The organism is Methanoculleus sp. UBA291 (assembly GCF_002499755.1).
In the GTDB taxonomy this organism is placed as follows: domain Archaea; phylum Halobacteriota; class Methanomicrobia; order Methanomicrobiales; family Methanoculleaceae; genus Methanoculleus; species Methanoculleus palmolei.
The window spans coordinates 1-12,029 of the sequence record NZ_DANC01000015.1 but is presented as its reverse complement, the minus strand read 5'-3'; the positions used below and the strand labels follow the sequence as shown (position 1 = coordinate 12,029).

The window sequence follows — 12,029 nt, the reverse complement described above, 5'->3', positions numbered from 1 at the left end:
CTGTCCTGGATATCGTTCAGAGGAGAGAAACTTCGGAGGTGCGTGCTCCGATAAGGGTGTACAGAACATTCATAGATCTTTTTGGGATGAGTTCATCGATAAAAATTTACATGATGCCCGTGGGGCCACAGACATACCAGATGAAAATATCGGGGAGTCATTTTCATACGAAAAATCGCGCTGAATTACATTGAGCCTTCGACCAATTGAGTACATATCTGCAATACGGACCGAACAATTGGGCCCTGTTACTGAGGTCGTCCCGGAAACCTTTGCCGGAAGGAAGGGGACGCCTGCTCGCACAGATATTCGTTGCATCAGCCCTTAAAAGAAAGAATGAAAACAATTGGAACGTTCAGGCGGCTCACTTAATCTTTTTCTCGAGTTTCTTGAGTTTTTTCTTGGCAGCCTGGCTACCGGCAGCCGCCTGCTGCGCGAGTTCTTCTGCCTTGGCCTTCTTTGCTTTGTTTAACTTCTCCATCTGTTTCTTGCTCGTCGGCATACAGTTACCTCGATACGTCTGTGACAGGTTCTATTCATCGTTTTCCTTCATATAAATTTCCCTGAACGGGCTGGATTTTCGAAATATCCTGACATTTTCTCGCTGACAGCACCTGCTGTCATCGTCTGGCTGGATACCAACTTCGACAGTTACACCGCCGCTCCAGGCCCGGCAAACCTGAAGCAATACTTCCAGTAGACCGTCTCCCCGGCTCCGAGCATTCATCCGCTTATATTCCGGGGCGCTTCCACCACCCGCGCCTGCCGGTCAGTCATTCCCGGCTGACCGTCGAGTCAGCCGCCAAACCCCGCCGTTCTCCCGCTACCTGACCGACGGCATCCCGGTCAGGTAGCGGTGAAAGACATGGTTGTTCTCGATGAACGACGCGGAGAGGGGGGCGGTGAGTTTAAGGACGGCCTCATCGACGGCGCTCTCCGGGCGGTCGGGTTGATGGTGCGGAGCAAATCCCTGACCGGATGAGAAAGGGCAGGTGGTAATCGGTGCGCTCTGCGGCCGGCTCTCCGGGTGCCATCTCCGGGTCGGAGAGGGCGGTGTAGCAGAGGCCGGCAAACTACACAAGGGTGGTCCTCTTCGATTTCTGATTCGGTGAAAGTGTATAGGGGGTCACTTTTTCAAACCCCTGAATATAAAGATGTACTCCTTGCCCGACTTCTGCTTCGCAAGATATCCCAGTTCTTCGAGATGGAAGAGATCGTTTCTCGCTGTTCCATAAGCCACGCGGTATGTCTCGACGATCTCTTTGATCGTGATTGGCTTACCGGGGTTTTTGATAAGGGATTTGATTATTTCCGCCTGGCGAAGGCTCAGTCCTTCGCTCTTCTGAAGGATGGTCAACGCCTGTTTGCTTTCTCTCTGCTTTTTCTCGATGTACCTCTGGATATTGTCGACTGCGGTTTTTACCGCGGCGAGATTGTAGCGGATAAAATATGTGAGATCATTTCCATCGCTTTCAGTATATTGATATGCAAGTTTATATTGGTCTTTCGTATCTTTTATCACTCTGGATACTGCCATATATTCGAAAAGCCAGTAATCCTTCCGAAGCATGTACCAATAAAAAATACTTCGTGCACATCGGCCGTTTCCATCATTGAACGGATGTATGTATCCTATCAGGAAATGCAGGATAATGCCTTTAATTACTGGGTGGATGAATTGCCCGCCGTCATTATTTGCAAATACACAGAGTTTCTCAATAAGTTCTCCAATTAACGCGAAATCGGGAGGGGTATGTAAGACATTGCCCCTTAAATCAAAAACTCTAATATCATTGTTATCTCTGAATCTTCCTTCATCTTTTAGATCTTCGAGTGTGTCCTTGGTAATGGTCTTATGGATCTGTAAAATTAACTCTGGGGTTAGATTTTCATCTTTTATCTGAGTAATTTTTTTCATTGTGATATAGTTGTTCAGGATCATCCTCTCATCTGTTGTAGCGGGTTTCCTCTTTTCACGAAGCATCTTTTTTGCAATTGTCCTAGTGACTGCGGCTCCCTCGATCTGGCTCGATGCAATCGCCTCCTCCATCAGGGAATTGATGATGAACTGGTCCCGATCGTGAGGCAGTGAATCGAGGCCCGATGAGATGCTCCCCGCCGCTGATTTATCAAGGGAGTGAAGTTTTTCGAGGAAATCATCCAGAAGATTATATTTTAGCTGAAGATCATCGAACGTGATATATTTCATATCCTTCGTTCTGAGGGTCTTCATCAGTATCCAGACATAGAGGGGATCTACCGGAAGATCGCGCCGTTTCAGCTCCTCCCAGTGCAAGTATTTTTTGTTATATTTGAAGACTGCGTCGATAATATCTGTGGTATCTACATATTCCCAAGCCTTTTTAACATCTGCCGGAGAGTATTCAGGAGTGTGAGGGAGTTTCATGTTTAAATTTTATCTATTGTTTCTATCCGTATTATCATTATCTATCAGTTTGATACATTCTGATAGATACCATAAGTGAGGGGATATGATATGCATCCATCATCAGCAATAAAATCAGGCTCAGTTAGAATGAAAGAAGCCCATATGATCTGGAATCATCACATCCGGATTTAACTAATTGCGAGGTCGTCCCAAAACACCTCAGCCGGGAGGGGGTTTCCCCCTCCCGGCCCCTCCCCCGCGTGGCGATGCCCAGAGGGAAGCCGTGTCAGCAGCTTGACGCCAAAGATCACTCAATTTTTCGCGGGGATGTGTCAGAATACTCTGAATTATATGAATCTTCAGCCGCTGGACACTTTTGGGATGACTTCTGCAACTGTTTTTCATCGAACCTGTGAATGTACTCCCTTTCTCACCGACATGAGGTACAATGGAGGGAGAGATAAACGTGCCTGTTCCTTTGTAACTGTCTGAAGGTTGTAAATATCTTTGAGCGCAGATAAACCCCAGTTTCTCGTTTTTTCTCTGAAACAGTCTTCACACAGAAGGTATTGCCATTAGTCCCTGTTACAGACTTCACATTTTCTAGCCTCCCGGACCCTCCCCCTAGTGGCGATATGCTGTTTTCCTGTGGAAGATAGCAGGAGCACCGTGAGGTGCGACTCCCCATGGAAAGCCGTTTACCATCCTCGCCCAGGATATGGTTCTGATGGTAGAATATTTGGATGTAAATGCTCCGATCAGCATGTATCGAAGGTTCGGGGATCTTTTGGGATGACCCCAATAACATTCTCTTTCAGATCCCTGCTGCCCGCGGGCACCCGGATCTCCCTGGGGATGAGAGGGCTCCCGTTCCGGCTCATTTATCCGCTCGTTCTCATCTTATCGCCGAACCAGTCGAACTTGGCGGCAAACGATTGCGCGAACGCCTCAAGCCGGCAGCGCGGCCTGACACCGTAGTTGTTGGAGAATACCATATAGCGTGCAGTTTCGTGCAGTTCGAGGTCCGCTTCAAGGGCTCGCGCGGGGGTCCCCGCCCCAACTTCCCTCGAAGCCCTGGCGGCTTTTCTCCCCTTCGGGGACGTCCGGTGTCAGGCATCGAGCAAGACCGCATCGCTCGATGTCGGGTGCCGAAATGAGCGAACTACCGGGAAGACATACTCGAACTGAAAACATTAAAGGTCGATCTCCATTGCAGACCGATCCGTTCGCCAATCAAATCCTCAAGGATCTCAATATATCAATATTTCTATATCATAATCTGAATACTACAGGCAAAGTATTATATAATCTCAAGTCTAGCATGGACTCAAAACCTCAGGGGGGAGTGATATTCGGCGATACGCTTACCCGGCGGAATTTTGCTCGATCGATACGACATGGTGCCCACGTTGGTATCCGGGCATGGGATGCCGGCGGTTGAGTGGCACCTGCGCTGCAGGGGATACGGGATGACGTCGATACGGGGGCAGGCTGCCGGGGACATCCATCCCGGGGCAAAAAACGGGAAAAAACCGTTTGAGCGGATGCGGGGGGAACTTCAGCGGAACGATCCGCTTCTCGGAAACCTGGATACGGTCCTTTCCGGCATCGGCAGCCAGGACCGGAACCGCTGGACTCACGCAACCTGCCGGTACCGCATCGGGGAGCATGGGCCCGCATCCCTCGCCGAATGCAGGGTCCGGCTTCTCACTCCGTCCTGCCCGAGAAGACAACGGCGCAAGCAGCAGCAGGTTTGTGATCGCTTATGAAGATCCTCCAGGTGACGCCGTTCTTCAAGCCGAGCTGGGAGTCCGGGGGCGTGGCACGTGCGGCATATGAGATCTCAAGGCGCCTCCAGATGGTGGGCCACGACGTCACGGTATATACGACGAACCGGAGCACATATCCGACCGGGCTTCCAACGAACAGACCCCTCGAAGTCGAGGGGATGAAGGTATACTATTTCGAAAATTTACGGAAGTATTTTCCGGGCACACTAATACCCATAGTCCCGTACTATTTACCGTTCGTTGCACACCGAGATCTGCGGAATTATGATATAATCCACATCCACGAGCACAGGACACTTCTTGCGGTCATTATAAGCCATTATGCCCGGGAGTACGGCATTCCATACGTCCTGCAACCGCACGGGTCGCTCCCCAAAAACCGGACCCTGGGTAAGGCAAAAGTGAAAAATCTCTTTGATTTCATCTCCGGATCCGCCATTTTAGATTCCGCATCACGACTGATCGTCATGAACAGCATGGAAAAAGAACAGAACATCATGATGGGCGTTCGTGAGGATAAGATCGCCGTTATCCCCAACGGCATCAGTCTCGAAAGGTGCATCACCGCCAGGAGCAAAGGGGGGTTCCGGAAATCATGCGGAATCGAGAACGGAAGCAACCTCATTCTGTATCTGGGCAGAATCGATAGAATCAAAGGGATTGATTTTCTGATAGAAGCGTTTTCCCGACTGGTGCAGGAGCAAAAAGACGCCATCCTGGTCATTGTCGGGCCTGAGTGGGGTTACAAACGGGAGCTCGAGGAAAAAGTACGCAAGCTCGGAATTCAGGATCGGGTACGGTTTGTCGGCTACCTTGATGACGTCGGCTTTGCCTACCAGGATGCCGATCTGCTCGTCTATCCTGGAATGTACGAGATATTCGGGCTTGTTCCGTTTGAGGCGATCATGAGCGGGACCCCGGTGATCGTCACGGACGGCAATGGCAGCGGAGACCTCATCAGGGAGGGCGACTGCGGCCTCGTTGTGCGCTACGGAGACTGTGCGGATTTAGCGAAAAAGATGGCATTCTGCCTTGAAAATCCCGGGGAAGGGAGAAGAATGATTCAGCGGGGACAGGAATTCGTTCGAAAGAACCTGACATGGGACCGGACCGTGGAAAAACTCGAACAGGAATACAGGAAGTGCCTATGAACATACTGGCAATCCCAACAACCGTCGGATTGTCAAAACCACAGAGCGGGGGCCAGAACAGGTTTTGCAACCTCGTCAAGTGTCAGGCCGCAAATAACCGCATCGTTGTACTCGAACCGGATCACCTTCACGACGAGAGCGACGATGATGTCGCACGAGTCTACATCTATCATGATATCGAGGCGCTCCAGAAGAGACTCTCCATATTCAGGGATATTAATCCCGATTTCATTCGTAAGGCGGCGCGGATCATCAGGGACGAAGAGATCGATCTCATCCAGATCACCCATCCCAGCGGAGCAATGGCGGCCAGGATGCTCGGTCTCCTTACGCGCAGGAGGATAAAGATAGTGTACGACGCTCACAATGTCGAATCCGAGTTCATTCAACAGACCTTTGCGAACCACGACCACTACTCCCCGATGGAGCGGAAACTCATACCCGCCTATACGAATCTACTGGAGAGGATCTCCTGCAGGTACCTCTTCGACCACATCACCGCCGTGAGCGACAACGATGCGGATACGTTCAGGAGAAAGTATCATCTCAAAGACGGGATGATCAGCGTCATCCCTTCGGGGTGCAACATCCGTTCGAGGATATCTGATGAAGCGAAGAACAAGATCCGTGAAGGGATGGGGCTCTGTCCCGCGGATATTGCCGTGTTCTTCCACGGTCTCTACACGCATCCGCCGAACCGGGAAGGATTTGATCTTATTCAGACTGATATTGCCCCTCGATTTGCCGATACAAACCCGAATGTATCGTTTATCGTCGGTGGAACACGGGTTCCGAAGTTTGAAGAAGCAAACATCAGATCGCTTGGATTCATCGCCGATATCCAGAATATTTCCGGCGCCGATATCGCCATCGTACCTCTGAGAAGCGGAGGGGGGACAAGACTGAAGATCTTCGATTATATGAGTGCCGGCCTCCCCATTGTGACCACGAAGAAAGGAATCGAAGGAATCGATGCTGAAAACTACGAGCATGCGATCATTGTCGACGACATCGACGAAGACTTCATAGCGGGGATCAGGTATCTGATCGAACATAAAGACGAACGGAAGAGAATTGGAGAGAATGCTCGAGCGCTGGCCGAAGCGAAGTATGACTGGCGAATAATCGGGGGAAAATTGGAAGACGTGTATCGGACGCTGGTTCCGGAATCAAGTATCCATTATAACAATTCCGCATAGATGATGCCATGCAGATCAGGAATCCCATTACGCTAAACGACTGGAAGATCCGGAATTATTTCATTGCGATCCTGTGGCTTCAGCTGGGGCTGCTGTTCATACAACTCCTGGAGAGTACGGACTCAAGGGTCCTGTTTCTGCAGGCGATCCTGGGAGTTGCCTTTTTCTCATTTATTCCGGGCATAATCGTCCTCAGAATCCTGAGAATACATAATGCAAGCACTCCTGAAACGCTCCTCTATGCAGTTGGATTGAGCATAGCAATCCTCATGTTTACCGGACTATTCATGAGCGTGATTTACCCCATCTTCGGGATCTCCCGGCCGCTGTCCCCGGATTCGACCCTGATGACAATCAACGTCACGACAGCGATTTTGCTCTTATTCAGCCTTGTCAGAGATAAAAAGCCCCCCGAATCGGGTTTTATCGATACGGAGACGTTTCTCTCAAGACCTGCGTTTCTCTTGTACCTGGTGCCGCTCCTGACAATTATCGGGACTTATTTCGTGAACCAGTATCACAACAACGGAATTCTCATGCTGATAATCGCGTTCATCGCGGTTATACCCATACTGATTGGACTAAACCGGGTGATCCCGGAAGCGCTGTATCCTCTGGCGATTTTATCTATTTCCGTCTCGCTATTGCTTCACACATCGCTCATATCTCCGTATATCTGGGGCTACGATATCCATTATGAGGCGTTCCTTGCAAACCTCGTCATAGACAACGCATTCTGGGACTCCACAAGTCCCGGCAACGTGAACGCAATGCTCTCCGTCGTCCTGCTGGCTCCGATGTACTCGTATATCACGGGGCTGGACCTGACGTGGGTGTTCAAATTAGTCTACCCGATCACCTTTGCCCTTGTGCCCCTGGGGCTGTATCATGTTTTCCGAAGGCAGGTGGGGGAAAAGAGCGCTTTCCTTGCATCCTTCTTCTTTGCCTCGTTCATAATATTCTACGCGGAAATGGCCTCCCTGGCGCGTCAGGAGATTGCAGAACTCTTTCTCGTCCTGCTCATCATGATAATGGTCGCGAGAAATGTTCCCAGAAGAACGAATTTCGCGTTATTCGTCATCTTCGGCGCTTCCCTAGCCGTTTCGCATTACGGAACATCGTATATCTACCTGCTCTCCCTCATCGTGGTCTGGCTGTACATGACTCTCTCCTCATTTGCCGCAACCCGAGGAGATACTCTTTTCAAATGTTCGCGAAAAACAGCAGGGGAGAATCCGTCGGGTGGAGGCTCCGTGAACAGAGACGATGGAAGAACGATAACCGCCGCCCATGTCCTCTTCTTTACCGGGTTTACGCTCGGGTGGTATATGTTTGTCGCGGGAGGGACTTCCTTCGATACGATCGTGTCGATCATCGACCACATCGGCAATACGATCTTTGTGGACCTGCTGAACCCCGAGGAAACCGAAGGGCTGGATCTTCTTATCAGTACTCCCCAATCCCTCCTGCATACCGTTGCCAAGGGCCTCCACCTCATTACTCTGGCACTCATCGTCGTCGGGTTTGTCGCTATCTGGTTTCGGCGCAAGAACACCCGCTTTTCACGGGAATACATTGCATTCTCATTTATTGCGCTCCTCTTTGGAGTTGCGGGCGTCCTTGTACCAAATTTCTCCAGCACACTCAACACCTCCAGACTTTACCAGATTGTGCTCATTTTTCTCTCCCCGTTCTGCGTTGTCGGCGGCATCAGCATGCTTGCGGCACCGGGGGCATACATCAATAAACTCCGGAGCGGGCGGCTTGCGGGACGAACGCCGCTGGTACTCATGTCGGTTCTCTTCTCACTGCTGTTCCTCTTCAGTACGGGCTGGATCTACGAGTGCGCCAACGATCAGCCGTCATCCATCGCTCTGAGCCAGAATTCGATTAAGAAATACGGAGGGGATACACCGAAAAACGTGTTCTATGGGACGTTCATACCAGAGCATGATGTCTTCGGCGCCCGCTGGCTGGGCAGGTACATGGAGAATGGTTCGGTCGTCTATGCGGATAGAACACGGAAAGATAATGTATTAACTTCCTACGGCAGCCTCGCGAGGACACCTCCATTCCTGCCCGAAACAGACTTTGAACCGGTTTTGGGCGCATATGTGTATCTGGCGACATATAACATCGTCGAGCGCTCCGCAAGCGGCCCGGAGGAGTATTATGATTATTGGAGCATCGAAGATGTATATCCCGCGATCTGCCGCAACAACAAGGTGTATTCAAACCATCAGAGCGAGGTCTATCAGAACGGGTAACGCTTCCTCCGTGCTGCTGCCGTCCCGGGACCGGCGTTCACTTCTTGACGCCTGAATATTCACGGGAGAGTGGATCACAGGATGTACCGCCTGGCCATGGAGAGCACGACAAAGATGCCGATCAGTGCATAGGTCAGGACCCATGCATACCCCACACCGAGAATCCCGCATTGAAGCATCAGGATATAACTGGACCCCAGAAGCAAGATGAAGGTGAGTGCGCTGATAACGATCAGACTCTTCAGCCCGTACTGAACCTTCTTGATTACGATAAATACTTCCGAAAATGAGAAGAAAAAACTTGAAATCGCCAGAACTTTAACCAGTTCGAGCCCTTCTACGTAATCCGGACCGATTAAACCGAGAATATACTCCCCGAATACGAACAAACCCGCAACCGCCGGAATGAGCAGCACAAAAATTCCGGCAAGCGATTTTAGTACATTTCTCTTCAGTGCTTCGCCGTGGCTTCCCTCGACGAAGAGCGATGTCGTGAAAGATGTGGGTATGAGGAATAAGAACATGACAATTGCATACGCAATGAAGTACTGAGCGGCTTTTTCCGCACCGAGAATGTTCAGCACAAGGATCGGGAGAATCGTGCTCGGGGCCGCAGTGAGCAATCCGGAAAAGTAGTTGCCTGCGGAGAACCGGAACGAATCGAGCAAAAAATCCCTATCAAGGCCAGATAGACGAATCCCGGACCTGTAGAGAAGGAAGACCGAAACTACGAGGGCAATGATGAATGAAAGACCCAGCGAACAAAAGATTCCAAGTGCTCCGAGAAAAGCCAGAGGAATGAGAATAAGGAGCCTTGAACCAAAAAGGAGACTCTGGAGGAAGTAGAATTCTGATTTCCGCAGTGCAACGAACGCTGCACCGATGAAGGCCGTTACGGAGTTGGCTATCAGAAAGGTGATGTAGAGGAGCGCATAGTCCCTGACCTGATGCAACTCGGGCGACCAGATATCCACCGTAACTATGAACAGAACCCCGAGGACAAACCCGACTATTGTTGTAACGATTATTGCCGTTCCCAGGACTTTGGATTTATCCCGCGTCGGAAAAAACCGTATGATCGATTGATCGAATCCGAGCTTCGATAGAAGGATCAGCATCCCCATGGATGAGATAAGGGCCGTTGCAACCCCTACGTCTTCCTGCGGATAGAACCGTGCTGCAAGCATCCAGAATATGAAACCAAAGCCCGCACTTGAGATCGATGTAATGATGATGAAGAAAGAACTCCTGTACAGCGGGTCTATAAGATAGGTTTTCAGCTCAACGGGGTTTTTCGGGAATGCGTGCATCATCCCCCTAATAGATGTATCGCGTATATCAAAGTATCCGTCCTAGCGACTCGCCTGCACCGATGGCGTCGTACCGGGGGGCCATTTCCGTTAACAAGAATCCGGAACGGTTGGCCCTTCCACACATGATGGAGCACAGAGGAGAAACGGTCGCTACTGACGAGGGGGCCAGGCGCCCATGGATCAGGAAAGGTGCGCTGGAGGAGTAGTGAGAAAAAGTTGAGGGGTGAGCGGCGTGAGAAACGACCCTCGTAAAGGGTCTCACAGTGTATCTACTCTTCCGAAGAAGTAGTCTACCAGCAGTGAGACGTCGCTCCAATCTACCTTGCCGTCGGCATTGAAGTCTGCGTCGGGGTCTGTTTCGACACGCCCGAGAACCATGTCGCCGATGAGAGCGACATCAGCCCAGTCTACTTTTCCATCGGCATTGAGATCCCCTTTTTCAGGCTGCGGGGTTGACTTTGCCACCGTGATGGATTTGGTAAGGATGTTGTTGGTCTCGCTGGCCTCGGCGATCCGGTTGACATCGTCCACGGTGGCTTTCACTGTGTGAGTGCCCTCTACGGCTTTCCAGGCTGCACCGGCCGAGCCGCCGTTTGCAGTCAGCGTGACCCACGCTCCCGGAGCGATCGACCGGGTGTAGGTGTCCGACCAGACGCCCGGACCGGCCGCACCGTCGTCGAACGTGAAGAGGACGCCGTGCTTTGTGCCCGCAGGCGTCGCAGCGTCACCCTGGTTCTTGACGGTCGCCTTGAGCGTCACCGCACTCCCGGGGGCCGGGTTTGTCGGTTCCCAGGAGATGTCGGTCACCACAAGGTCCGGCTTCCCGGAGGGGGTGGGGGTGGTGGGGACCGGCGTCGGGGTCGGCGTCGATCCCGGCTTCGAGACCGTGATCTGCTTGGTTCGGACGTTGTTGGTCTCGTCGCTCTCGGCGATCCGGTTGACGTCGTCTACCGTGACCTTCACCGTGTGGGTGCCGAGGGCGGCCTTCCAGGCTGCACCGGCCGAGCCGCCGTTTGCGGTCAGCGTGACCCACGCTCCCGGAGCAATCGACCGGGTGTAGGTGTCCGACCAGACGCCCGAACCGGCCGCACCGTCGTCGAACGTGAAGAGGACACCATGCTTTGTGCCCGCAGGCGTCGCAGCGTCACCCTGGTTCTTGATCGTGGCCTTGAGCGTCACCGGCGCCCCGGTCACCGGGTTTGCCGGCTCCCAGGAGATGTCGGTCACCACAAGGTCCGGCTTCCCGGAGGGAGCCGGGGTGGTGGGGACCGGTGTCGGAGTGGTCGGGGTCGGGAGCGGCGTGCTGCCGGGCCTGACGACCGCACAGTTGACAATACTGACTGCTCCCGAGTTGACGCCACTCGTCGTGATTCCCGTCGAACCCACCGGAAGTGTATTTGAAACCGTCTTGATGCCTTCAACGACGACGTTGTTGGTCCCCCCTCCCGCTACGGTGAACGGCGTCGCCACATCGGATACAATGCTCCCGGTGAATTTTGAATTGGACGCGCTGTTCACCGTGACGAGCTTGGACGCGCTGTTTCCTGAGGCATGGATATCGACGTTTGAAGAGACAAAACCCACTCCCAGTGCCGGGTCTCCTATCAGAGCGCCGACACCGTTGATGCCTCCGGGGTTGGTCATCGTGAAGTTCTTAATCTGGACATAGTCGACGAGCGTCGCATAGAGACCGCGGCCATGGGAGTCGATGCTCGCACAGTCCTCCATGACGATCGAGGGGTTGGCGTTCGTCACTAGCGACTGCACGATGAAGAACGACGTCGGTTTCACCGCCGAGTAGTCGGTCTTTCCCCGGCCCGTCTCAAGGTCCGTGCAGTTGTCCAGGTAAACACCATCGGGGTAACTGAAGAAGAACCCGTAGGCGCTGTTCCCCTCCGCGGTGCAGTTGTTGAACGTGTA

Annotated in this window: 9 protein-coding genes; 5 read left to right on the top strand and 4 right to left on the bottom strand. The window is 52.2% G+C overall.

The genetic code is table 11. The features are described 5' to 3' along the window. The coding region (locus tag BP737_RS03040; RefSeq protein ID WP_342685926.1) for a hypothetical protein at positions 1-184 on the top strand (184 nt) is incomplete at its 5' end. A 180-nt stretch (positions 185-364) separates the two neighbouring features. On the opposite strand, the gene BP737_RS03035 is transcribed toward BP737_RS03040, so the two are convergent. Then, positions 365-502, bottom strand: coding sequence for a hypothetical protein (locus BP737_RS03035; RefSeq protein ID WP_248534371.1), 138 nt, complete (start codon positions 500-502; stop codon positions 365-367). A 624-nt stretch (positions 503-1,126) separates the two neighbouring features. Further along, the gene (locus BP737_RS03030) at positions 1,127-2,407 is read right to left on the bottom strand and encodes a Fic family protein (RefSeq protein WP_292406335.1); all 1,281 of its coding nucleotides are present in this window, start codon (positions 2,405-2,407) and stop codon (positions 1,127-1,129) included. Between the two features lie 1,451 nt (positions 2,408-3,858). On the opposite strand from BP737_RS03030, the gene BP737_RS03025 reads away from it, so the two are divergent. The 4 genes from BP737_RS03025 to BP737_RS03010 are packed head-to-tail and all read left to right on the top strand — an operon-like array spanning position 3,859 to position 8,796. Beyond that, a complete protein-coding gene (locus tag BP737_RS03025; protein WP_292406332.1) occupies positions 3,859-4,158 on the top strand; it encodes a hypothetical protein in 300 nt (99 codons plus the stop codon). Continuing rightward, positions 4,155-5,330 (top strand): glycosyltransferase family 4 protein, encoded by a 1,176-nt coding sequence (locus BP737_RS03020; RefSeq protein ID WP_292406329.1) that lies wholly within the window; start codon positions 4,155-4,157, stop codon positions 5,328-5,330. The genes BP737_RS03025 and BP737_RS03020 overlap by 4 nt, the downstream gene beginning before the upstream one ends. Further along, positions 5,327-6,529 carry a glycosyltransferase family 4 protein gene (locus BP737_RS03015; protein WP_292406326.1) on the top strand — a complete coding sequence of 401 codons (1,203 nt, stop codon included), beginning with the start codon at positions 5,327-5,329 and terminating at the stop codon, positions 6,527-6,529. Before BP737_RS03020 ends, BP737_RS03015 begins: the two co-directional genes overlap by 4 nt. 8 nt (positions 6,530-6,537) lie before the next feature. Then, the gene (locus BP737_RS03010; RefSeq protein WP_292406324.1) at positions 6,538-8,796 is read left to right on the top strand and encodes a DUF2206 domain-containing protein; all 2,259 of its coding nucleotides are present in this window, start codon (positions 6,538-6,540) and stop codon (positions 8,794-8,796) included. A 74-nt stretch (positions 8,797-8,870) separates the two neighbouring features. Here the strand turns inward: BP737_RS03010 and BP737_RS03005 are convergent, their stop codons facing one another. Both BP737_RS03005 and BP737_RS03000 read right to left on the bottom strand, forming a co-directional pair. Further along, positions 8,871-10,109 (bottom strand): oligosaccharide flippase family protein, encoded by a 1,239-nt coding sequence (locus tag BP737_RS03005; RefSeq protein WP_292406320.1) that lies wholly within the window; start codon positions 10,107-10,109, stop codon positions 8,871-8,873. Between the two features lie 258 nt (positions 10,110-10,367). Further along, the coding region (locus tag BP737_RS03000) for a CARDB domain-containing protein (protein ID WP_342685923.1) at positions 10,368-12,029 on the bottom strand (1,662 nt) is incomplete at its 5' end.

Excerpts from the sequence above, each read along its gene's own strand:
- BP737_RS03025 (WP_292406332.1), top strand. The coding sequence starts at position 3,859 with ATGACGTCGATACGGGGGCAGGCTGCCGGGGACATCCATCCCGGGGCA.
- BP737_RS03005 (WP_292406320.1), bottom strand. The coding sequence starts at position 10,109 with ATGATGCACGCATTCCCGAAAAACCCCGTTGAGCTGAAAACCTATCTT.
- BP737_RS03010 (WP_292406324.1), top strand. The coding sequence starts at position 6,538 with ATGCAGATCAGGAATCCCATTACGCTAAACGACTGGAAGATCCGGAAT.
- BP737_RS03030 (WP_292406335.1), bottom strand. The coding sequence starts at position 2,407 with ATGAAACTCCCTCACACTCCTGAATACTCTCCGGCAGATGTTAAAAAG.
- BP737_RS03020 (WP_292406329.1), top strand. The coding sequence starts at position 4,155 with ATGAAGATCCTCCAGGTGACGCCGTTCTTCAAGCCGAGCTGGGAGTCC.
- BP737_RS03035 (WP_248534371.1), bottom strand. The coding sequence starts at position 502 with ATGCCGACGAGCAAGAAACAGATGGAGAAGTTAAACAAAGCAAAGAAG.
- BP737_RS03015 (WP_292406326.1), top strand. The coding sequence starts at position 5,327 with ATGAACATACTGGCAATCCCAACAACCGTCGGATTGTCAAAACCACAG.